At 40.8% G+C, this 24,875-nt stretch carries 14 protein-coding genes and 1 pseudogene; 4 read left to right on the forward strand and 11 right to left on the reverse strand.

Annotation, left to right across the window (positions count from 1 at the left end):
• Nucleotides 1-3,912: an ATP-dependent RNA helicase HrpA gene (gene hrpA / locus ACRWQL_RS17380; RefSeq protein WP_434951318.1), complete on the forward strand. Its 3,912-nt coding sequence runs from the start codon at nucleotides 1-3 to the stop codon at nucleotides 3,910-3,912.
• Between the two features lie 103 nt (nucleotides 3,913-4,015).
• On the opposite strand, the gene ACRWQL_RS17385 is transcribed toward hrpA, so the two are convergent.
• The 4 genes from ACRWQL_RS17385 to ackA all read right to left on the reverse strand — a co-directional run bounded on the left by ACRWQL_RS17385 (nucleotide 4,016) and on the right by ackA (nucleotide 9,274).
• On the reverse strand, nucleotides 4,016-4,240 hold the full coding sequence (locus ACRWQL_RS17385) for a hypothetical protein (protein ID WP_434951320.1): 225 nt from the start codon (nucleotides 4,238-4,240) through the stop codon (nucleotides 4,016-4,018).
• 685 nt (nucleotides 4,241-4,925) lie between these two features.
• Nucleotides 4,926-5,363: a hypothetical protein gene (locus ACRWQL_RS17390; RefSeq protein ID WP_434926504.1), complete on the reverse strand. Its 438-nt coding sequence runs from the start codon at nucleotides 5,361-5,363 to the stop codon at nucleotides 4,926-4,928.
• Nucleotides 5,364-5,823: 460 nt separating this feature from the next.
• A complete protein-coding gene (gene pta, locus ACRWQL_RS17395; RefSeq protein ID WP_434951322.1) occupies nucleotides 5,824-7,980 on the reverse strand; it encodes a phosphate acetyltransferase in 2,157 nt (718 codons plus the stop codon).
• A gap of 91 nt (nucleotides 7,981-8,071) precedes the next feature.
• Nucleotides 8,072-9,274: an acetate kinase gene (ackA, locus tag ACRWQL_RS17400; RefSeq protein WP_434953414.1), complete on the reverse strand. Its 1,203-nt coding sequence runs from the start codon at nucleotides 9,272-9,274 to the stop codon at nucleotides 8,072-8,074.
• 187 nt (nucleotides 9,275-9,461) lie between these two features.
• Here ackA and yfbV point away from each other — a divergent pair, with 187 nt between their 5' ends.
• Nucleotides 9,462-9,905: a terminus macrodomain insulation protein YfbV gene (gene yfbV / locus ACRWQL_RS17405; protein ID WP_434951324.1), complete on the forward strand. Its 444-nt coding sequence runs from the start codon at nucleotides 9,462-9,464 to the stop codon at nucleotides 9,903-9,905.
• A gap of 39 nt (nucleotides 9,906-9,944) precedes the next feature.
• Here the strand turns inward: yfbV and pflA are convergent, their stop codons facing one another.
• The 3 genes from pflA to ACRWQL_RS17420 form a co-directional block, all read right to left on the reverse strand.
• The gene (gene pflA, locus ACRWQL_RS17410) at nucleotides 9,945-10,682 is read right to left on the reverse strand and encodes a pyruvate formate lyase 1-activating protein (protein ID WP_434951325.1); all 738 of its coding nucleotides are present in this window, start codon (nucleotides 10,680-10,682) and stop codon (nucleotides 9,945-9,947) included.
• Between the two features lie 87 nt (nucleotides 10,683-10,769).
• Nucleotides 10,770-13,052 (reverse strand): formate C-acetyltransferase, encoded by a 2,283-nt coding sequence (gene pflB / locus ACRWQL_RS17415; RefSeq protein WP_434938231.1) that lies wholly within the window; start codon nucleotides 13,050-13,052, stop codon nucleotides 10,770-10,772.
• A gap of 546 nt (nucleotides 13,053-13,598) precedes the next feature.
• The gene (locus ACRWQL_RS17420; RefSeq protein WP_434951327.1) at nucleotides 13,599-15,131 is read right to left on the reverse strand and encodes a DUF3360 family protein; all 1,533 of its coding nucleotides are present in this window, start codon (nucleotides 15,129-15,131) and stop codon (nucleotides 13,599-13,601) included.
• A gap of 706 nt (nucleotides 15,132-15,837) precedes the next feature.
• Between ACRWQL_RS17420 and focA the strand changes: the two are divergent.
• Nucleotides 15,838-17,372, forward strand: a pseudogene (focA, locus tag ACRWQL_RS17425) (formate transporter FocA).
• Nucleotides 17,373-17,489: 117 nt separating this feature from the next.
• On the opposite strand, the gene ACRWQL_RS17430 reads toward focA, so the two are convergent.
• On the reverse strand, nucleotides 17,490-18,404 hold the full coding sequence (locus tag ACRWQL_RS17430; protein WP_434951329.1) for a LysR substrate-binding domain-containing protein: 915 nt from the start codon (nucleotides 18,402-18,404) through the stop codon (nucleotides 17,490-17,492).
• 321 nt (nucleotides 18,405-18,725) lie between these two features.
• The gene (gene cysK / locus ACRWQL_RS17435) at nucleotides 18,726-19,691 is read right to left on the reverse strand and encodes a cysteine synthase A (protein ID WP_434926496.1); all 966 of its coding nucleotides are present in this window, start codon (nucleotides 19,689-19,691) and stop codon (nucleotides 18,726-18,728) included.
• A 378-nt stretch (nucleotides 19,692-20,069) separates the two neighbouring features.
• On the opposite strand from cysK, the gene ACRWQL_RS17440 reads away from it, so the two are divergent.
• Nucleotides 20,070-21,191: a beta-ketoacyl-ACP synthase III gene (locus ACRWQL_RS17440; RefSeq protein ID WP_434938224.1), complete on the forward strand. Its 1,122-nt coding sequence runs from the start codon at nucleotides 20,070-20,072 to the stop codon at nucleotides 21,189-21,191.
• 186 nt (nucleotides 21,192-21,377) lie between these two features.
• Here ACRWQL_RS17440 and ACRWQL_RS17445 read toward each other — a convergent pair whose 3' ends face one another.
• Both ACRWQL_RS17445 and cysZ read right to left on the reverse strand, forming a co-directional pair.
• Entirely contained in the window at nucleotides 21,378-23,714 is a 2,337-nt protein-coding gene (locus tag ACRWQL_RS17445; RefSeq protein WP_434951331.1) for a DUF5916 domain-containing protein, read from the reverse strand.
• A gap of 269 nt (nucleotides 23,715-23,983) precedes the next feature.
• Complete coding sequence (gene cysZ / locus ACRWQL_RS17450; RefSeq protein ID WP_434951334.1) at nucleotides 23,984-24,757, reverse strand: sulfate transporter CysZ; 774 nt, start codon at nucleotides 24,755-24,757, stop codon at nucleotides 23,984-23,986.
• Between the last annotated feature and the right edge of the window lie 118 nt (nucleotides 24,758-24,875).

Raw genomic sequence — 24,875 nt, forward strand, 5'->3', positions numbered from 1 at the left:
ATGCTAGCTAAGGAAACAAATTTGAACGCGGATCTTAAGCCACTCTCCAAAGCATTTTTACAGCGTTGTGTGCAAACTGACGCGGCCTACATTCGTCGTCGTTTGTTTCGGCTCAATAAACAAATATCGTCAGATCCTAAAAGTGCAGCCGCCAGAGAAAAAGCGATTGCAGAATTAGAAGCAAGAGCCATTGCATCCGTAGAAAAAGTACAGCTACGTCTGCAAAATCGGCCCAAAATAAATTATCCTGACGATTTACCCATTTCGCAAAAACGTGACGAAATTGCCAGTGCAATAGCCACCAATCAAGTAGTGATTGTTGCAGGTGAAACGGGTTCAGGTAAAACTACTCAGTTACCTAAAATTTGTCTCGATCTTGGTTTGGGCTGTCGTGGCATTATTGGTCATACCCAACCACGTCGGTTAGCTGCGCGCAGCGTTGCCAGCCGCATTGCTGATGAGTTAAATAGTCCGCTTGGCGAGGTTGTGGGTTTTAAGGTACGTTTTGCTGATGCTATCAGCGAGAATAGCTATGTAAAGTTAATGACCGACGGTATTTTATTAGCAGAATTAACCTCAGATAAATACCTCAATCAATATGACGCGATTATTATTGATGAAGCGCATGAGCGCAGTTTGAATATCGATTTTATTTTAGGTTATTTGAAGCAAGTACTTAAAAAACGCCCTGAACTAAAAGTGATTATCACTTCAGCAACCATTGATGTTGAACGTTTTTCTCAGCACTTTGATAATGCGCCCGTTATTCAAGTGTCAGGCCGTACTTATCCCGTTGATACTCGCTACCGCCCTTTGGTGCAAGATGATGACGCAGACCGGGATGTCACCGATGGTATTTTTGCCGCGGTAGATGAGCTGATTGCCGAAGGTCCTGGCGACATTCTGATATTTATGAATGGCGAGCGGGAAATTCGCGACACCACAGATATGCTGCGTAAACAAAATTATCGTGATACTGAAATTTTGCCTTTGTATGCGCGTCTTTCCTATGGCGAGCAGTCTAAAATATTTAAAAGTCACATTGGTCGGCGCATTGTATTAGCGACTAACGTGGCAGAAACCTCGTTAACTGTGCCCGGTATTCGTTATGTTATCGACCCCGGTACGGCGCGAATGAGTCGTTATAGTTATCGCACCAAAGTGCAGCGCTTACCTATTGAGCCTATTTCACAAGCCAGTGCCAATCAACGTCAAGGGCGTTGTGGTCGTGTTGGCCCAGGTATTTGTATTCGTCTGTATGATGAAACGGACTTTATTCAACGTCCTGAATTTACCGACCCTGAGATTCTGCGCACCAATTTAGCCTCGGTTATTTTACAAATGCTGGCCATAGGTTTAGGTGATATAGCTGGGTTCCCGTTTATTCAGCCACCAGAGCAAAAGCATATTCGCGATGGTTTTTTACTACTTGAGGAACTGCAAGCGGTTAAAAAGCAAAAAGGCGATTTAGTATTAACCCCGCTTGGTCGAAACTTAGCGAAAATTCCGCTTGATCCACGATTAGCCCGCATGGTGTTTGAAGCTAATCAACAGGGCTGCTTACATGAAACATTAGTGATCACCGCAGGATTATCGATTCAAGATCCCCGTGAGCGTCCCATTGATAAAAAGCAAGCCGCTAACGAGTACCATAATCGCTTTGCCGATAAAGACTCTGACTTTAGTAGCTGGATTAAATTATGGGATCACATCAAGGATCAGAAACGCGAGCTATCCGCTAGCCAATTTAGAAAACAGTGCCGTGATGAATACTTAGCCTATTTGCGAGTGCGCGAGTGGCAAGACTTATACACTCAGCTCAAACAAGCGGTTCACGAATTAAAATGGCGCTTAAATGACACCCCCGCCAGCTATGATAATTTGCATAAAGCTTTGCTAGCAGGGTTGTTAAGTCATATTGGTTTTAAAGATGTGAATAATGAATATTTAGGTGCCCGCAACCGTAAGTTTTTTGTGTTTCCTGGTTCACCTTTAGCTAAAAAAGGTCCTAAATGGATTATGGCTGCCGAGTTAACCGAGACATCACGTTTATTTGCCCGTTGCTGCGCCAAAATACAGCCTGAATGGTTAGAGCCACTTGCGGCTCATTTGATTAAAATCAACCATGTTGAGCCACATTTTGAAGCAAAAGCCGGCAGTGTTGTCGCACTAGAGAATCAGGTGCTTTATGGATTAACTATCGTCACTCGACGTCGAGTGCAATATGGCCCGATAGATGCAATCGAAGCGCGTGAGATATTTATTCGCAGTGCGCTAGCAGAAGGGCAATTGCAAACCAAAGAAGCCTTCTTTATCAATAACCAAAAGCTGCTAGAGGACATCGAAAGCCTCGAACATAAATCTCGGCGCCGGGATATTTTGGTCGATGAAGATGTGCTGGTGGACTTTTATGAGCCACGAATACCTGAAGGTATTTATAATGCGCCGCTATTTTTTAAGTGGTGGAAGCAAGCACGCATTAAGCAGCCGCAATTATTAGACTTTAACGCTGATTTATTAATGCAGCGCAGCGTTGAGCATATTTCGGCGTTAGATTTTCCTGAGGTTTGGCACAAAGGCAATTTAGCCCTTAAGGTCAGTTATCATTTTGAACCCGCTAACGTCGATGATGGCGTATCAGTTCACATACCTGTGGCGTTATTAAATCAAATAGATGAGCAAGATTTTGATTGGTTAGTGGCAGGACTGCGTGAAGAAAAAGTTATTGGCTTAATTCGGTCTCTGCCTAAAACATTACGCCGTAATTTTGTGCCCGCACCTGATTATGCTAGAGCATGCGTGCAAGCCATGACACCCTTTGAGCTACCGTTAATTGATAGCTTATGTAAGCAATTACTGCGCATGAGCGGTACACGCATTACGGCAGATGACTTTGACTTTAGTCAATTAACCGCCCATTTATTAATTAACTTCAAAATTGAAGATGATAAAGGCGAGTTAATTGCCCAAGGTAGACAAATCGAGCCGTTAAAAGAGCAACTACAAGGCGTGGTGTCTAAAGCTATTCGTCAGGTGGCTGATAAAGGTATTGAACAAGATAGCTTAACTAGCTGGTCATTTGGCAATTTGCCGGGGCAATATCAGCAGCGTAAGGGCAATTATGAGGTTAAAGCATACCCTGCGTTAATTGATAACAAAACTGACGTGTCGATTAAGCTTTTTGATGATGAATTAGAAGCGGCCAAGCAGCACAGATTAGGCATTAGACGGTTATTGTTGATCAATATTCCTTCACCGGTAAAGCATTTGCAAAAATCCTTGCCTAACAAAGCTAAGCTAGCCATGTACTTTAATCCATTTGGCCAAGTGCAATTACTGATAGACGATATTATTCAAGCATCTGTTCAGCAATTACTGGATGAAAAGAATCTAGATGTGCGTAACGAACAACAATTTGAGCAAGCTAAAGATTGGGTTAGACAAGAATTAAACGGCACCGCTGAAAAAATCGCCTTAAAAGTTGAAAAAGTACTGACCATTTACCAGCAAATTAAAAAACGTTTAAAAGGTAAAATTAGCTTAGACATTGCCTTTGCCATGAGTGATATTCAAACCCAGCTTGATAAATTGGTCTATAGAGGATTTGTGCAAGAATGTGGTTGGGATAAACTGACTGATGTGGCTCGTTACTTATCCGCTATTGAAACTCGATTAGATAAGTTACCTGTTGACCCTAGTAGAGACCGAATACACATGCACAGTATCAGTAAGGTTGAAGGATTGCTGGCAGCGCAATTAGCGAAAGTCCCGCGACTGCAAGCAGTGCCAGAGGCATTACATGAAGCACGTTGGATGATTGAAGAATACCGGGTGTCGTGTTTTGCTCAAATACTTGGCACAGCGTATCCAATTTCTGAAAAACGAATTTTAAATCACATCAGCCAGGTTTAAAGCGTGTTTTAATTCAATAGGATCTACACAGATAAAAACCTCAATTTATTGTATAAGTTGAGGTTTTTTTATGGGTATAACCGTAAACGATAGAAGCTAACATTTACCGCAGTAAACGTTCTGACATCAAGCTTTGACCATAGTGTTCAATAACTTCACCAACAGAATGTTGATCGAGTTGGCGCAGGGTTGAAATTTCATTAATCAGCAGATCTTGGACATCAACAGGGATACTCATATGTTCCATAAACATATGCATACCCAGATTATCACTTTGCCTAAAGAGAGCCATTAACTGGCTTGCTTCATATTCAACAAGTGCATTCATATATATTCCCTACAAACAGGTTGGGGTAATTCAAATATAGTGTAAAAGTACGCGGTTTGTTATAACCATTAATTGTAATACTTTCTTAATATCAGCTTTTAGGATATAAAAAGTGACTGTCAATCTGAAAGTGTTTCATTATTTTGGCCGTTATATGGATTGTGCTGCAATAAAAACATTCTATTCTGAAAGTTTTTGGTAAGTTTTTGGGTGTTGGACTAGTAATCATTAGCCCTAGGTTGATATACTCACCGACAGAAGAACGTGATTGGTACTCTTCTCTGTTACTAGGTAAATGTTACTGACAAAATAGTCAAAAAATAAACATGCCTAGACCCTAAACGACCTAAGAAATGATTGGAGTTATTATGGAAGTTCATGAATACGAAAACGCTTACTATCAAGTAAAAGACGACGTGTTAGAGTCTCTGCCTTCTGATGAAGAGTAGGGTTTGAACGAGGAATAATGGCCTATAGATTTAGGTTTACACTCCAAGCGACAATGCAAAAACAAAAAAATAGCAGCCTAGACTGCTATTTTTTTGTTTTATTTTTGGAGAGTTATCCAAAGGTTGACTGACTTTTATCTGGTGAGTTTTTTGTAGGTCGTGAGCAGTATGTTGTCGTTCATAATGATTGAACACCGATTAAGTGTACTTCGAGCAACAATAATAAACTCAGGTTATTAACCACTAATACGGCCTTTCTCTGGTAATACTTCTACAATAATCCACTTTTTACCTTTCTTCTTTAGATGCAGTGTTCTGTCATCGATCCAAGGTCTACCGCCTTTAAGTCCTTCCATTTTGACAATAATGGTCACTTCATCAGTAAACTTACGAAAAAAATCGATATCGATTTCATCAATGCTCATATTAACTTCGGTCATTGATAATCCCATCACATGACGCTGTACTGATGAGGCAATGTGATAGTGTTCTAATACTTCACGTAATTCAGGTGTCACGTAAGGTAACGCTTTACTTACGTCCCTTTCGTTATAGATAGCTTCTAAAAAACTTAATGTGACGCTTTCAGGTGTTTGCGGGGGTTCGCCTTTTTCAATGACTTTTTCACAGCCTAATAAGGCTATCAAGCTAAAAATAAATACAAATCTAAACATAAGAATATGTTGTTCCTATAAAGATACTCATTAAGGTATGACCCCGTTAGAGTATTAAAATACCGCTAAAGCCTGCAGTTTGTGCAAAACCTAGCCAAATGAATGGGTAATAGTATCTATAATTAAATTATCACTGGCAAGGTAAGTCTATAAATTGCTATGGTGAATTGGTGTAAACAATGTATTCACCTTTAATTTCAGTATTTATAACTGCGAGTAAACTTTTACATCTTAAAGGTTATCCACAGAATCTGTGGACAAGTGTGTGAATGGATTAATGGTTGTCATTTAAGTGATTGTTTTTGTTTGACTATGTTTCGTGGTTAAAAAGTACCTTCTACGTATTATTAAAAGATATTAAAAAGCACTGCTTATTAGCACTGCTTATTAGCACTGCTTATTAGCAGTGCTTTTTTGTTAGCTTTGATAATAGCTTTGAAGCGATAAAATTGAATGTTTGCTAAGATTTAGCTTTAGCTTCATTTTGTGCAGCTTGAATAGCCGTCAATGCGATAGTGTAAACAATATCATCGACTAATGCGCCGCGAGATAAGTCATTTACAGGTTTACGCATGCCTTGCAACATTGGTCCAATACTGACTAGATCGGCACTACGCTGAACCGCTTTATAGGTTGTATTGCCCGTATTCAAATCCGGGAAAATAAATACTGTAGCTTTACCTGCAACAGGGCTATTAGGTGCTTTAGACAAGGCGACATTCGGCATTACCGCGGCATCATATTGTAATGGACCGTCGATAATGAGGTCGGGACGTTTTTCTTTGGCAATACGTGTTGCTTCACGTACTTTATCAACATCTGAGCCAGTACCTGAAGTTCCGGTTGAATAACTTATCATAGCGACACGAGGTTCAATACCAAATGCAGCAGCAGATTCTGCAGATTGAATGGCAATGTCTGCCAACTGTTCAGGATTAGGATCTGGATTAATAGCACAGTCGCCGTACACTAGCACTTGGTCTGGCATCAACATAAAGAATATCGAAGAGACTAAGCTTGAACCTGGTGCTGTTTTGATCAACTGCAATGGCGGACGAATTGTATTGGCTGTGGTATTAATTGCACCAGATACAATGCCGTCAACTTCATTTTCAGCCAACATCATAGTACCGAGTACCATGTTATCTTCTAGTTGCTCTCTGGCTACCACTTCCGTTAAGCCTTTATGGCGACGAATATTGAGCATAGGTTCGACGTATTTCTCACGTGCGGTCTCAGGGTCGATAATTTCAACCCCTTCACCTAGCACCACATCTTGAACCGAAGCAATACGAAGAATCTCTTCTCTGTTGCCTAACAATACACAACGGGCAATACCACGTTCAGCGCAAATTGCCGCAGCTTTAATGGTGCGTGGCTCTTCGCCTTCAGGTAGCACAATTTTCTTGCGCGCAGCACGAGCTAATTCGGTTAGTTTGTAACGGAAAGCGGGTGGTGATAAGCGATGTTCGCGAGTTGAATCCTGAGTGACACTTTCAATCCAGCTTTGATCGATATGGCTGGCGACATATTCTTGTACTTTCTCAACTCGAACCGCATCGTCTACAGGTACTTCATGATCAAAACGTTGAATATTGAGTGAGGTTTGCCAGGTGTTGCTGTCAATTAAGAATACCGGTAAACCTGTTTCGAATGCCTGTTCGCACAACTTCATGATTTCTGGTTCAGGCTCATAGCCACCGGTCAGCAGTAATGCGCCAATTTTGACACCATTCATTGCCGCTAAACAGGCCGATACGATAACATCAGATCGATCACCAGAGGTGACCAATAATGAGTTAGTCTTAATATGGGTTACCATATTAGGTATTGAACGGGCACAGAAGGTCACTCGGCGCATACGTCTAATATGCATTTCACCCGCATTGATTATTCTGGCATTTAAGTGTTTTGCTAAATCCGATGCACGAGGGGAAATCAAATCTAAATTAAAGGGTACGCTGCCCAGAATACGCAGTGGACTTTTTCCTGGTAGCTGAAACATACCAGCGGTATCAGCCACTTTAACGTTGTTATGATCAAATACTTCAGACAAGTCTGGGCGCGTGCGACCTTCGTTATCGGTAGGAGCGCCAATTTTGTTAATAATAGAACCAATTACGCGTTTGTTTTTAGCACCACCCCATGAGTTATAGGCGATTTCTAAGCGGTTCATTAAGCCATTAGGGGTGTCATTACCCGGCGTTGCAATGAAAATCACATCAGCATCAAGTGCTTTGGCTATTTCATAGTTAATATCATCGGCAAATGGGTGGCTGCGGGTAGGTACTAATCCTTCAACTACAATAATTTCAGTATTGGTGGCACACTCTGATGCCCGTGCAATAATTTGCTCCATTAGCACATCGGTTTGTTCTGAGCGGATTAACGCTTCAGCGTGCTCCATACCAAATGGCTCTAACGGATTAACCGTGGGTGATTTGCTTAAAATGGTGGTCGATCGCTCAGGGCCTTTATCGCCAGAGCGTATTTGTGCAATAGGTTTAAAAAATTGTACTTTTAAGCCCTTACGTTCAAGCGCGCGCACCATACCTAAACTGAGTGATGTTAAGCCCACGCCGATACCGATCGGAACGAGCATAATATTTCGAGACATATAAACCTCAATAAATTCTTAATGACTAAAGCTAAACCTTTAAAGCCGAGTTTGCTTAGTGTTATGTTAGCTGTGTTTATTTTAACCGAGTCTATCTAGCTGATATTAATTTAACCGCATCTTCAGCAATAACCCACTCTTCATTAGTTGGAATAACCATCGCCACAGGGCTGTTATCAGCAGTAATAATCCCCTCGTTGCCGAAACGAGCAGCTTTGTTTTTAGTATCATCGACTTTAAAGTTGAATATAGCTAATAAATCCAATACTTTGGCACGAATTAAGTCAGAGTTTTCACCAATGCCACCGGTAAAAATTATCGCGTCTAATCGTCCTAGTGGCACGGTGTATGATGCAATATACTTGGCTAAACGATAGCAGAAAATCTCTAATGCCAATGTCGCGCCTTTGTGACCATCTTGATAACCTTCTTCAATGCCACGACAATCATTTGTCAGTTCTGAAATCCCCAGTAATCCACTTTGCTTATTTAACAGGTTGTTGACTTCAGTTAGGGTGTATCCGAGTTGATTGACTAAATGAAAAATAATCGATGGGTCTAGGTCGCCACAACGTGTGCCCATCACTAGACCTTCAAGTGGGGTTAACCCCATTGAGGTATCAACACTTTTACCGCCTTTAATCGCAGTAACCGATGCGCCATTGCCTAAATGCGCAACGATAACATTGGTGTCGGCAATGTCTTTACTTAATACTTTTGCCGCTTCACGACTGACATAAAAATGACTGGTACCGTGCATGCCATAGCGACGAATGCCATGCTCACGATACAATTTATATGGAAGAGCATAAATATAGGCTTTTTCAGGCATAGACTGGTGAAATGCGGTATCGAACACCGCCACTTGAGGCAGGGTTGGAAATGATGCCATTGCAGCACGAATACCAATTAAGTGCGCTGGGTTATGAAGCGGAGCAAGTGAGGCGCAGTTTTCAATACCCTGAATGACATCAGGAGTGATAATCACTGAACGAGTGAATTTTTCCCCACCATGAACAATACGATGACCAATGGCTTTAATCTGTGCGGCTAATTCTGGATGGCCCGCTAGAATAGTTTTAACAATATATTCAACGGCTTCACGATGTGCGGTAAATGCGCCTAACTTTGCTTCGTTTTTGCCGCCTTGAGCTTTCCATTTAATGCGCGAGTCCTCAAGGCCAAAGCATTCCGCTAAACCTGAAATGTGCTCTTCACCCGACTGTGCGCCAATAACGGCAAATTTTAGCGATGAACTGCCGCAGTTTAAAACTAATACTAAATTATCTGACACTAGGTTATCTGACATAATTAGACCTTACTAAGCTTAATCAAAAATTTTAAAGAGTGCGCCGCATAATCGATGTTAGGCAGTGCATTGGTATCGTGTGTTAGCCAACATCATTTTGGCTGTTTATTTGGGACAAACTTACTCAATATGCTATTGTTTAAGCATGTTCCACCATGTTAGGTAATTTTCTTTGGTACTCAATGTTGTCACGCTCATTCGCGACGGTAAAAAATACATGTCCACTTGGCCCATGGTGCGCCAGTTAGGCTTTTATTTTCCCGAATACCGTGTCGTTAAAGCGACTCAAACCGCTTTTAGGGCAATGCCAGTTATTGCCTTATTTGTTGCATTTAGCCAAATTTATGTTTTAGGTTGGGATCATTTACCCCAAACTTTGGCAATGACCCTGTTTATTATTAGTTTACCTATTCAAGGCTTGCTCTGGCTTGGTTGGCGTTCGCGTCATCCATTGCCATTAAGTTTGTTTGATTGGAGCAATCAGCTTAGCCAAAAACTCAACCAAATGGGCGTTAATTGCCAACCACTAGGTGCCAAAGCGTGTTACTTAGATTTTGCTAGCTTACTTAATATTGCCTTTAACCGATTGGATAAGCATTATTGGGATGAGCTATAAGTTACATGAGCTAACATTACTAACACTGCAAGCATCGAATTAAAAAATAGCTTCAATACCACGGTCAGTGAATACTTGTTTAATGGATAACATGGTTTGTTCACTTGGCGGTGATAAATTAGCAAGAGGCGATGCTTCGCCATAGGCTTGCCATTTATGTTCACCTAGCTGGTGAAACGGCAACAACTCTACTTTTTCCACATTGGTCATGGGCTTGATAAATTCAGCCAACTTAATTGCCGATTCAATATCATCGGTAAAACCATTGACCACCACATAGCGTATCCAGGTTTTTTGCCCTCGAGTTGCCAGGTACTGAGCAAATTGCAATGTGCGTTGATTGCTGACTTTAGTCAGTAAAATATGAGTTGGGTCGTCCATTTGTTTAATATCGAGTAACACTAAATCAGTGCTATCAAGTAACTCATCGATAGCAGGATCGTATTTTCGGACAAAGCCATTGGTATCAAGACAAGTGTGAATTGCTTGGTCTTTACAGGCTTTGAAAAGCTCAGCAACAAATTCGGCCTGCAAAATGGCTTCACCACCACTTGCAGTAACTCCACCGCCACTGGCTTCTAAAAAGGGGCGGTAGGTGATAATTTGCGACATAAGCTCATTTACAGTGACTTCCTTACCCGCCTCTAGGTCCCAGGTATCACGGTTGTGGCAGTATTGGCAGCGCATTAGGCAGCCTTGCATAAAAGCAATATAGCGAATACCTGGACCGTCAACTGTGCCAAATGATTCGATGGAGTGGATGCGTCCCGTTGCCATTTAACACCCTTTATAAATGAGAGTAATAAACCAATGTTCAATAAAAAAGCTGCATCGAATATTCGATACAGCTAATTTTAGCAGAGTTTATAAACCTTTAGTGAAGGTTCTGGTGATAACGTCTTGCTGCTGCTCTGTGGTAAGGGCATTAAAACGCACTGCGTAACCAGACACTCGAATGGTGAGCTGTGGATACTTGTCTGGATTGATAATCGCATCTTCAAGCATTTCACGGTTCATCACGTTAACGTTCAAATGTTGCCCACCTTGTTGATGATCATTGTGCATGAAGTAGCCATCCATCAATGCTGCAAGGTTATTGCGACGCGTACTATCTTCTTTACCTAGCGCATTGGGCACAATAGAGAAGGTATAAGAAATACCGTCTTGTGCGTGCTCAAAGGGTAGCTTGCCCACAGAGGTTAATGATGCAATAGCGCCATTTTCATCACGACCATGCATGGGGTTGGCACCTGGCGCAAAAGGCGCACCAGAGCGGCGACCATCTGGCGTGTTACCGGTTTTCTTACCATAAACCACGTTAGAGGTAATGGTTAAGATTGATTGAGTAGGTATCGCATTGCGATACATTTTTTTATCGCGAATTTTCGCCATAAAACGCTCAACTAAGTCACAGGCAATATCATCTACGCGTGAGTCATTGTTACCAAATTTTGGATAATCACCTTCGATATCAAAATCGACGGCAATACCACTTTCATCACGAATAGGTTTTACTTTGGCATATTTAATCGCTGAAAGTGAATCAGCTGCAATCGATAAACCGGCAATACCACAGGCCATAGTACGACGAACATCACGGTCGTGTAATGCCATTAACGCAGCTTCATAAGAATACTTATCGTGCATAAAGTGAATGCTATTAAGTGCGGTGACATATTGGGTCGCTAACCAATCCATTTGCGAATCTAAACGCGTCATTACATCATCAAAATCTAGCACTGTGTCAGTAATTGCTGCGGTTTTTGGGGCAATTTGTTTTTTAAGCTTTTCGTCAACGCCGCCATTAATAGCATAAAGCATGGTTTTGGCTAAGTTAGCGCGAGCACCGAAAAACTGCATGTGTTTACCGACAATCATAGGGCTAACACAACAGGCAATAGCATAATCGTCCGATTGGAAATCTGGGCGCATTAAGTCATCATTTTCATACTGGATTGAGCTGGTATCGATAGTGACTTTTGCGCAATAACTTTTAAAGCCCTGTGGCAATTTTGTTGACCACAATACGGTGATATTTGGCTCAGGGCTTGGGCCCATATTGTATAGAGTATGTAAGAAACGGAAACTTGATTTAGTCACTAAAGTACGGCCGTCTACACCCATACCTGCGATAGATTCTGTTGCCCAAATAGGGTCGCCAGAGAATAGTTCATCGTATTCAGGGGTACGTAAAAAACGAACCATACGCAGTTTCATCACAAAATGGTCAACCATTTCCTGAGCTTGTTGTTCAGTAATGATGCCATTTTTGATATCACGTTCAATAAAGATATCTAGAAATGATGAGGTACGCCCTAAAGACATTGCCGCGCCATTTTGGCTCTTAACTGCGGCTAAATAACCAAAATAGGTCCACTGAATAGCTTCTTTCGCTGACGAGGCGGGTACTGAAATATCACAGCCATACTTAGCGGCCATCACTTTCATTTGCGTTAATGCACGATATTGTTCAGATATTTCTTCGCGAAGCTGGATAACGTTATTGAGATCGTCACCCGCTTCCATTTGTGCTTGTAGAGACGTGAACTGGGCAAGCTTGTCTTGCATTAAATAGTCGATACCGTATAAGGCAATACGACGGTAATCACCAATGATGCGGCCTCGGCCATAAGCATCAGGTAATCCAGTTAATATGCCAGATTTACGACAAGCCATAATTTCAGGGGTGTAAACATCAAATACACCTTGATTGTGGGTTTTACGTAGCTCTGAATAAATGTAGTTAATATCACTGTCTAATTCGCGGTCATAAGCTTTACATGAGCCTTCAACCATACGAATGCCGCCATTAGGTAACATGGCACGTTTAAGTGGGGCATCTGTCTGTAAGCCAACTATGGTTTCAAGTTCTTGATTGATATAACCGGCATCGTGAGAGGTGATAGTCGACACCATTTTGGTGTCAAAATCTATCGGGGCATGGGTTGTGTTTTCTTGCTTGATGCCTTCCATCACTTTATCCCATAAAGATAAAGTTGCGTCGGTGGCATCGGCTAGAAAAGATTCGTCACCTTCATAAGGAGTATAGTTACGCTGAATAAAATCTCGAACGTTGACTTGTGTTTTCCAGTCACCGGCGACAAAGTTATTCCACGCATTTGCAAAAACCGTTGTTTTATCAGTCATGTCATTTTACCTTTAAACTTAATGAATCGGTATGTCACTCTGTTATGCTATTTAGCTTTTTTAATGAGTTAAATAGCTAGGCTAACAGGCTCAGAAATTCTTTTAGGCTGCATAGTTGAATGGTCAATTCACAAACAACCACAATAGCCACATGGATTAATTGACGTCAAATGAACGTGCCGATTATAACTTTGAGGACGTCAAATAAATCATTTATAAAAATCTACTTCAATATTGGTAAGACCAATTTACCTAATGATATTATCATACCTATATAGCAACCGCATTAAAATCAGTTGACCTATATTTAAAACTGTTAACTAGCTATCATTTTTTGCTTGTTTGACTTTCTGCAGCAGGTCTTAAAATTAGTTAGTTTGCCAATTTTAACTCGTATTAATAATAGATATTGTAATGAAGTTATGCCGCCTATGATTAACAATGTTTGAGTATATTAAGGCTAGCCAACGGTTGGAGAAATAAAAAAGAGAGCATCTGCTCTCTTTTGGTAGATTGCACCACTAAGCTGCTTAGTGAATAGATAGCTTATAACAAAGCGGGAATACCTTGAATCATGCCTACTGCTAACATAGCTGCTAAGCAGATGATAAAAGCAAGTCCAGGTATAATTAGACGATCAGTAACCGATAAACTCTTAGCTCTTTCTTTATCACCAATAAGCCCATTATTATCCAGAAACATGGTTAAAGCCCACGCTAATACGGGGTTGGCAACAAAAGCCGCAAAAATACAGATGCCTGCGGCCTGACTGTTTTGTGTGTCTTTAACCATTTGCATACCAGCCTCTAATAGAGGTAAAAATACCCCCACCAATAAAGCAATGGACATGACGGGGCGCCAAACGGTGACATCCATTGGATAACCGATTATCGCCACAATAATGCATAGAATACCTAATAGAATTGCGCCAGCAGGGATAGGGCGTTTAGCAATGGCAGCAGGGATCATATAAGTACCCCAAGAGGAGGTAATATTACCGCCACCGACAGCAGTGCCGACGATTTGACGAAGTGAACAAGTCGTCATGGTGTCATCCACATCCATTAGCACTTTTTCAGAACCTTTTGGATAATTCAGTTCTTGGAAAATACGATGGCCAAGGAAATCAGGTGACCACATTGCAACGGCTAAAATGGCAAAAGGTAATGAAGCGATAAAGTGTGCCGTATTGGGTAAGCCTAACTGCCAGCCATGTTCGGTTGACCCCCACCAATAAACAGGATTAAGATTTGGAATGCCAGGTTCTGTCACAAACTGTAAATCTAATCCTGCTCCTAGACCAAATGCAAGTGCAATGGCAGAGATGGAACATAACGGAATGGCTAGCCAACGTTTACCCACTTTTGCTAGGTAAGCATATAAAATAACATTGGCTAATAGAATAAAGAAAGCAACATAACCTAAACTGTAATCGAGTTGATGCTTTGTTTGTAATTCGCCAGCCCATTCAAATAAAGAGCTGATTTGGCTTTTTGCGCCCATAAACCCCAGAAATACCAGCAAGCCACCCGCGACGCCGCTTGAGGTGAGGTTAACTAATTTAGAACCGCCTTTAAAGTAACTCAGCAGCAGACCAAATATCCCCAGTAAAATAGCTAAAGCAAGTGGGTGAGCTCCAGCTAAGGCAATTACCCCAATTAAAGGGATCATCGGCCCATGATTACCAGCCAAATTAGCACGAGGGTTAATAAATCCAGAACTGATAATACAAAAGAGTAACGCAGGAATGAGCATTTCTACTCGAACAACTTGAATGGCGAATTCTGCGCCTAAGTTAATATGGTCCCAACGTTCTGTTAAGCCTGATGCCCAAGCCGCCATGACGGCTGAATACATTACTGTTATACCAATAGTGCCTGCGATAGCTGGTACTAAATCCTCCCATTCAAAACGAAAATCTCTACCGGGTAAATTGAGCCCCCAGCGCTTAGGTTTCATAATCTTTAATTCATGATCTAAATACTCTTCACGGCTATTAAACTCTGACGCGGGACGGTGAAGCTCTTTATAAGTTAACTCAGAGGCTTCCATATCATTGCTTTTGACTGTTTCTGACATAATTTTTTTCTCTGAAAAGGGTAAAGTGTTTACCTATTAATGATCACTTCAACAAAATACATAGAATCGACCCAATCACTTGGCTGAAATGTCGTCATTTAAATGTGAAAACTTGCCCATCATCGTAAATTTATAACCGTCATGATGAGCGGGTAGTAAGCCTTAAATCGAATTTTATTGGTAAGACCAATTTACCTATTGGATTTTAACATAGCAAAGTTGCGCAAGCATTATGTATCAATAAACTTGACGCTACTGATTTATTGATTTGAGACACAGCTAACAGTTTGTCGTGAACTGGTGCAGTGAATGTTAAATCAGACGTGCATGTTGCAGTTAAATCACAGTGAATTCGAACGACTTACCTTACAAGCAATTTAGTGAATGACAGAATATCTTGAGCTTAGTCAATTAATGATGCCATTAATGTATGGATAGGCCGGTTTAATATAATAATCTTTATAAAACAATGGCTAACACTTATATTGGCTGTGGTTGTTGATAATGTGATCATCAATATTATTGATACATACATTCATTATTATCAGATTTTATTTTGCTCTCAATCGAGATACGGTAAGTGTCATCAAAGTTAGTTACACCGTCTAAGCATTGGAGGGCAAATGTCTAATAATCCAGCTCAATTATTTTTAAGGCAACAAGGAGTCAATTTATGAACTCCTTTTGGTCTAGCTCAGCTGCATTGATGGGGCAGGCCCCAAATCATAATCAGCCTATTGAGTATATAAATACCAATAATGCGCAAACTACGTCGAGTTATATTGAAGCAAATATGTATCAGCAAGCAGAAGACTATGGAATGGAGAAAGTCAGCAAATCAGCATGGCAGTCTTTAGGCTTATCGACTTTTGCAGGAATCTTTATCGCAGTAGCCTTTGTGTTTTATATCACTGTCACCACTGGAACAACTGGCTCATGGGGTGAAACTCGATTAGTTGGTGGCTTGGTTTTCAGTTTAGGGCTAATTCTAGTCGTTATTTGCGGTGGTGAATTATTTACCAGCTCGGTATTAGTTAGTCTAGCCTGGGCCCAAAAGTTAGTTAGCACTAAGGAGCTAATGGTGTGTTGGGCAAGGGTTTATTTTGGCAACTTAATAGGAGCACTACTGATGGTTGCTTTAATTATGATTGCAAAAATGTATGAGCTAGACGGTGGGGACTGGGGAGTTAATGCACTAAATATTGCTCAGCATAAATTACACCATAGTTGGGGGCAAGCTTTTGTGCTGGGCGTATTGTGCAACCTACTCGTGTGCTTAGGAATTTGGATGACCTTTGTGACGAAAGATGCACTAACCAAGGCATTATTATTGATTCTACCCGTGGCGATGTTTGTTAGTAGCGGCTTTGAACACAGTATTGCTAATTTGTTTATGGTGCCTCTGGGTATTGCGATTACTCACTTTGCTTCAGCTGAGTATTTTGCTGTTGCCGGCTTAACAGCTGCCCAGTTTAGTGATTTAACCTTGAGTCATTTTATTGTCAATAATTTAATTCCGGTGACGCTGGGTAATATTGTCGGGGGAGGAGTCATAGTTGGTCTAGGTTATTGGCTTATCGAAGGGGCAGCTCCCCATAAAAAAACGCATCATACCGCAACACCAGCGTTAGCTGATTGTGTTTTGCCATTATCTCACTCATTAAATTTACACAACTCTTTGTTATCAACATTAACTGAACCGCAAATTTTATCCGCAACGTCTTCTGGAGAAATATCTATGCCAAAATTGATTAAACAACTACTTGTTAGTCAAGTCATGAATACTGCCCCTTTTACCTTAACGGCAGAATTATCAGTATATGAAGGGCTTAAGCTTTTGTCTGAGAAAGGTGAGCGCGGGGCCGCCGTTATTGACAGTCAGCGGCGGCTTCTTGGCTTTGTGTCGCAGCAGGATCTATTACGCAGTTTATGGTCGCAAGAGTATATGCGCGATATATCATATAAAGTGGCGGACTTAATGCAAAAAAAGTGCTAACGGTCGCACCAAATGACACCATTACAGATTTAATTGAATTAATGGTCGTGGATAGAAATAAACTATTTCCTGTTAATGATATGGGGATATTTACTGGTAGTACTTTTGCCTGCTATGAGGAGCGTTTACGCCATGCCTATGCCAGTAAACCAAGCAGCTTCCCCGTAGTGGCTCAAGGTAAGTTAATTGGTATCATTTCAAGAGAGGCCATCGCTGCGAAAATCTCGACTGTTTATTCTTGTTAATCTTATATTGTGAACTTTACATTGTTAACCTGGGCTTTGGGTGGGCCCTATGAGATGCGCGATGGTTAATATAATAAATGGGGCTAAGGTCTCATTTATTATTTGTACAAACTCACATTATTTATAAAGTTTATGGTTCTGACGATGTTTACTCATTTTTCGAGCTTGGGTAATCACACAGTCCCTTAATGGGTTCTCTCCCGCATCACAGCGCCACACAAATGACAGGTGACGATGCATATTAAGTTGTGGTGTCGATAGAATGACAAGATCACCATTAGAGACCTCTTTTTCGACATCTAAGAATGGCAAACTACTTAAATAGGGACCATTTTTAACCAGCGCCTTTAGTAAGGATACATGTTCATACTCTTTCCATACGTTGAGTGTTTCAATTACCCCATGAATTGCACCTTCAAAAATCCGTCGTGTGCCAGCTCCTTGCTCACGAAGTACCCACTTAGCCTGCTCTAGCTGAGAAACGCTGGTGGTTTCATTACGCGCATAAGGATGATGGGGCGAGGCAACCACGACTAAATGGTCATTTAACCACTGCTCTTGGTGGAGTCGACTGTCATCATAGCGGCCTTCAATAATGCCAAAGTCATATTGATAATTAAGTAAGCCTTCTACTACATGTTCAGTATTTTCCACAGTGAGAGCAATTCTAAGCTCTGGGAAGTCAGTATCAATTTTACTGATAAGTTCTGGAAGTAGGTGTTCAGCTGCTGTTTGGCTTGAACATAACCGGAATATTCCGCTGATAAGATGCTGTTCGTAGAGCCCTAACTCTATTTGTTGGGCGTCTTGAAGCAGCTTTCTTGCTTTGGGGCGTAACCAATTTCCCCAATGGCTCAGGATGAGGCGATTACCTTGGCGGATAAATAAGGGGCGGTCCAATAGGTTTTCTAATTGTCCAAGTGACATACTAACCGCTGATTGAGTCATCGACAGTTTTCGGGCTGCGGCGCTAACACTCTCTAAACTAGCTACTGCGTCAAACACCATTATTTGTTTTAGTGAGTATTTCATTAAAGAATAAGCCCCTAATAGTCTTTGTAAAATAAAAAGATCAATATCATTGATAGATTAATATATGTGGTTTAATGACTTGTTAATACGGTGAGCAGCTTTAGAAGGCTGATGTTTTTCAGAATACCAATTAGACATCGGTACTGTTATTTAAAGCAGCCAATTAAATGACTAGTATAATAACAAGGCAATTTAAGTAAGATTTTGATCCAGTTCTAGTTTTTGATTTTTAAAACATTTGAAACAAGAAAAAGCCTAGCATGAGCTAGGCTTTTGGATTAAATAACAAGCCACTGATTAAAGTGGTCTGAAAATAACAAATTACTGTACGTTTTCGCTTTCGCCAAACTCACCAGCAAATAACACTGATGATAAATAACGCTCAGCGGCTGATGGTAAAATAACTACGATTGTTTTGTCTGCAAATTCTGGCAGTGCAGCAATACGATTAGCCGCTACAACCGCTGCACCAGAAGATATACCGACTAAAATGCCTTCTTCTTTCATCAAGCGTAATGACATTTCAATAGCATCTTCATTGCTAACAGCTTCAACGCGGTCAACTAATGAAAGGTCTAGGTTTCCAGGGATGAAACCCGCACCGATACCTTGTATTTTATGTGGTCCAGGTTGGATAGGTTGACCCGCTTTAGCTTGAGCGATAACGGGTGAATCTACTGGCTCTACAGCAACAGAAATAACTTCTTTACCCTGTGCTTTTAAGAAACGGCTAGTACCTGTAATCGTGCCACCAGTACCTACACCGGCAACAAACACATCTACCTGGCCATCAGTATCATTCCAAATTTCAGGACCTGTGGTTTTCTCATGAATTTCAGGATTAGCAGGGTTGCTGAATTGACCTAAAACTAAATATTTAGACGGATCTGATAAACGAATTTCTTCTGCTTTATCAATTGCGCCTTTCATGCCTTTAGCGCCTTCTGTTAATACCACTTTAGCACCGAGTGCTTTTAACAGTTTACGACGCTCTAGGCTCATTGTGTTTGGCATAGTTAGGGTTAACTTATAACCACGAGCTGCGGCAACATAAGCAAGTGCAATACCTGTATTACCTGATGTTGGTTCTACTAGCTCTACATCTTTAGTTAGGGTGCCTTTCTTTTCCGCATCCCAAATCATGTTAGCGCCAATACGACACTTAACACTAAAGCTTGGGTTACGGGCTTCAATTTTGGCTAATACGTTACCGTTACTGACGCGATTTAAGCGAACGAGTGGAGTATTACCTAAAGTATATGAATTATCTTCGAAAATTTTGCTCATGAATGTTTACTCCTATTTTTGCATTGTCTAATCATAAACTTCACTGGAGAATTTAGAAGTGAATATTTGTTATTCTTTATTCCTTTTGGTTATAAAAGGGTTCACTGTTATGCTAAATGTATGGTTTTGGCGGTCGTTTTGTATACAAAGAGATATCCTCTAGCCCCTGTATGGTCTGACCATCGAGTTATTTTGGACATATTAGTGAGACTATTTTTCTAGTTAGGACTAAAATGGCGCCAAGCGGCTAAATATATGAATTCTTTTTCACAGATACAATTTTTGTGGTGACTGTATAGCCTCATTTGGGATTTTAATGGTTTTTGTTATTCCAAATAATAGGCATTTAGCTCAATTAAATTAATAATGGTAATCATCATGATAAAAGTAGTTATTTCAGGTAGTGGTCTTTTTGTTCCTCCTTATGCGGTTTCTAATGATGAGTTAGTTGCTAGCTACAACAGCTATGTCGATTTGCATAATCAACAACACTCTCAGCAAATAGAAAGTAATGAACTTGAGCCCTTGGCATATTCATCTAGTGAATTTATCGAGAAAGCATCAGGGATAAAAAATCGATACGTAATGGTGAAAGAGGGGATCTTAAACCCTGAGATAATGATGCCATTGATTGCTGATCAAGCGTCTGATGAGCTGTCGCTGCAGGCCAGCATGGGTATTGCAGCTGCAAAGCAAGCGCTGGCCCAGGCAAAAGTGAATGCTGAGGATATCGATTTAGTGATTGTAGCCTGTGCATATACTCAGCGGGCGTATCCTGCAATTGCAATTGAAATTCAACAAGCTATTGGCACTAAAGGTTTTGCCTATGACATGCTAGTCGCTTGCTCTTCAGCGACCTTTGCCATAGTGAATGCGGTTAATGCGATTAAAGGCGGTACTGCAAATCGCGTATTAGTCATAAACCCTGAACTGACTTCGCCGCAAAGTAATTTCAAAGACCGAGACAGTCATTTTATTTTTGGTGATGTGGCAACTGCGGTTGTGGTCGAAAGGCAAGATTTAGCTCAAACAGAACATGCTTTCAATATTTTATCGACAAGTTGTATGACAGATTACTCTAACAATATTCGCAGCAATTTTGGTTTTGTGAATCGTTGTGATCCTGACAATGCGAGCACTGCCGATAAGTTATTTCATCAACAAGGACGTAAAGTATTTAAAGAGCTTTTGCCAATGATTTATCAGCATTTAGATAAGCAATTTGCAGATGAGCAAATCAAACCTGAAGAATTTAAACGTTTATGGTTACATCAAGCTAATATCAACATGAATATGTTTGTAGTTAAAAAATTATTAGGTGATGACGTTGACGAAACAACGGCACCAATAGTACTTGATGAGTTTGCTAATACCGCTTCTGCTGGTTCGGTTATTGCTTTTAACAAGTTTAATAGCGATTTTAAAACCGGCGATCTCGGTCTACTATGTTCATTTGGGGCTGGCTATTCTATTGGCAGTATCGTGCTCGAGAAGTGTTAAAGATTAAATGTTCAATACGGTGAAGCTGTATCAAAAGCACTTAAATATCTGATTGTTTCACCACTCTGTATTACATTAATAACCAATAAAAGCCGTCAGTGAATACTCACGGCTTTTATTGGTTTTGTGTCTTGTCCTAGCAGCTGCTTATCATAAAAAATACACGCTCAATGCCTGTTTACCGCGTTACAATAACCAAGCGTAGCTTACCTTCATAAAGTAGGTTCTGTCATTTTGGGTTAACGAATCAATCTCGTCATCGGCTTTAAATGCATCTGAGTAACCGATATAGAACACACTTTGTGGGTTGAGTTTGTAGCCATAGAGCAACTCGTTACCTAGGTCTTTATATTTGGTATTAGGTTGTTGATAAATATACAGGCTTGGGTCTCTTTCTATATTTGTATACACACTAGACAGGCGGATAAAGCTATTAAGGGTAATTTGCCAGTTTACTCGGATGTCGGTTAGGTTTGCGGTAAACAGTCTACCGCCATCAACATCAAGCGTTTGATATCTGTGGGATAAATCTAACACAATCGAGTCGGTCATTTTCCATTCAATTTCGGGGTTGAACATGGTTAATGTGCCTAAGCGATCGTTGGCAAAGTCGATGCTATCACCGTAATTGATGTCCAACTCTAGCTTGATTGATTGCAGCGGTACAAAGTTGGTATAAAACCAGCCGATAGTTTCATCAAACATTTGGGTGTTGTTGTCAATGTCGATATTGGATGGATTATGGCGTCTGCCTACACGTTCACGTTGGGTGATGCCTGAAGCAATATAGCTTTGATAGCCACCTTCAAGTTCAACAAACATTTCAGCTTCTTGTTCGAGCAGCTCCCCTTTTTGGGTATGTGTAATATCCCAATCGCCACCTAATTGTATCTTATTAAAAAAGTTCTCAGATGGGTACCAGCGATAGCCACCACCGGCAACAAACTTGGCCGCATCGACTTTTTCAATAAAGCCTAAATCGGCTCTAAAGTCATCACCCACAGATTCATACTGTGTTGAGGCGTACCATTCGCGACGATTATGCTGGTAGGTTAGTTTGAACATATTGTCGCTAAATTGGTCCTGTTTATTCGTTCGCAGGACTCGTTCGTTATAGTCACAGTTACTTAAATCGCATTCTATTGGAGCAATAGTACAGTCATCCCCTTTACAGAATTGATTAAAAAAGTTATCAGGATATTCTGTTTGTGAAAATGCATACTGGGCGGTAAAGGTGTCTTGTTCTGTCGGCTGATATTTCATATCAGTACTATAAACATAGTTGTGATAATTATCAGACTGCTTGAGTGTCATGACCCCGCCAATAGATAATTGTTTGCTGGGGTCGTAACGATATCGCGCTGCTACGTTATAACTTTCTTGATCAAGGGTGGCGATATCTGAGCTTAAATTACCAGGCACTAAAAATTGAGTCTGGATATCATTTGCAGCTAATACCCCAATAGTATGATCATCGGTTTTACTGGTCAGTTTTACACCGTAGTCAGGAGAACTGATATTACGGGTATGAAGCAATTCCATTTGGCTGTCAAAGTAGTCTTTGTTATCTAAAAAGAATGCACGTTTTTCGGGGAAAAACAGCGCAAATGTATTGTTAACATCTAATTGACCTGCATCTGATTCCACCTGGGAGAAGTCGGGGTTAATTGTTGCATTTAATAGTGTTGTTGGCGTTATGCCCCAACGTAAATCCAGTCCTGCTTCAACGTCTGACTCCGCTTCCCAGGGCGTACTAGGGGTTAAGTTGCGCTGGTTATTTTGGTTGGCAACAAGTGACGGCGTTATTTGAATGTCTTTACCCTGTTTAGCACCTTCTAACCCTTGTAAAATCCCCAGCTGACATAATTTACATGACACATTGCGGTCTATTTTATGCGTTGAAAAACGCTGATTTTCATGTCGAGGGTAAAAGCGGATAAATTCCACGCCCCAGTTTTGAACGGCATTTGAATCATCAAAATTGAATAATCTGAGCGGAAGTTGAACTTCTACTTGATAGCCTGTCTCAGTGATTTTACCTTTGCTGTACCAAATACCATCCCAAGCATCACTTTCTTGTCCTGTGAGCTCGTTTTCAATTGAATCACTTTGAACACCGTAGGCGTTGATAAAAAATTGATAGGCCAACCGGGCATTATTGAATGTATCTAGTTTAATACCCACCATGTCATCACCCCAAGACTTGTCTCGGTCACGCAAATTGGCACGAATGGCTTGTGGATTAGGATCATGCGCAGTAAATGCCACATATAAACTGGTTTGCGAAGCAAATATTCTGGCGGTTGTAACCACTGGTGCAGCAACGTTTTCAGCTGGTGATGTTTCAAACTTCAATTCAACTGCTTCAGCCTGCTGCCATTGAGGCTCATCGAAATCACCATCAATAATAATGTCATCGCTTAGTGTAGGCAGCGTGGCATGAAATTGATCGCTACTGCCAGCAAAGGTGCTAAAGCTGATTAGGCCACTGAGTATTAATAGAGTTTTTGAGTAGTTATTCACTGGTTATCTTGAATATTGTTAGTTGTTTTATGCATTGTCGCAAACAAACGCAATAATTCCGACCTTTAATGCTATAAAAAGATTGTCAAAATGTTACAAAATTTGTGCTGGTGAAATTGTACGATGTGAATGTAGATATCATTACAAAAAAGCGCCAAGAGTCGATCTTAGCGCTTTAGTTGGGGGCGATTTAAGTTCGCTACTGTTTAGCCTGCAACTGTTTAATGAAATCGCTGCATAAAGGGTTTACTGTTTGTAAGCAAGTATGGTTAATCTGCTGCAACTGACGGGTTTTTATAGGCATCACGGTAACGGTCAACCCACATTGATGTTGCCCCGCAGATAGCCACTGGCATAACAATAAAGTTCACAATTGGGATCATTGAAAATAGTGTTACCGATGCCCCGAAGCTAAAACTGGTTCCCTTAGTATTTCGTAATGCAAATTTCATATCATCAAAGGGCACTTTATGGTTATCAAATGGGTAATCACAATATTGTATTGCCATCATCCATGCGGTAAATAAAAACCAAAAAATAGGCGCAGCGGTTTGGCCTATAACAGGTACCCAAAATAAGATTAAAAAAATCAGTGCCCGGGGTAAATAGTATTTCAGCTTAATCCATTCGCGGCCCATTATCCGCGGCAAGTCTTTAATTAAATCTACCGCGCCACCGGTATTAAGATTTTTACCGGTTAAATGCTGTTCAACTTTTTCAGCTAGCAAACCATTGAAAGGTGCCGCTAGCCAGTTCATCACAGAGCTGAAAATAAACGACATCACCACTAGCATGGTTAATACGGCTAACGGCCACAGGAAGAAATTTAACCATGAAAGATAGTCCGGTATTTCACCGTTCATCCAGGTAAATAAATCGCCTAATTTTCCCACTGCAAAATACATGACCGCAGCAAATAGCAGTAGATTTATCATTAAAGGGATAAACACGAATGCACGTAATCCGGGTTGCTTAATAAGCGCAAAGCCTTCCAAAAAGTAGTTAATGCCACTTTTACGGTTTGAAGGAGATGTTACTGCCATTGATGGCTCCTCGACGGGGTGATAAGTATTTCTTAGGGGGAGTGTGACAATCGATGTGACAGAAAACAAGCGATAAACTGTATCTAAAAGCAAAAAATCGTTACAAAATGCGCCTCAA

Origin of the sequence: Shewanella sp. HL-SH4 (assembly GCF_051164845.1) — a bacterium.
In the GTDB taxonomy this organism is placed as follows: domain Bacteria; phylum Pseudomonadota; class Gammaproteobacteria; order Enterobacterales; family Shewanellaceae; genus Shewanella; species Shewanella glacialimarina.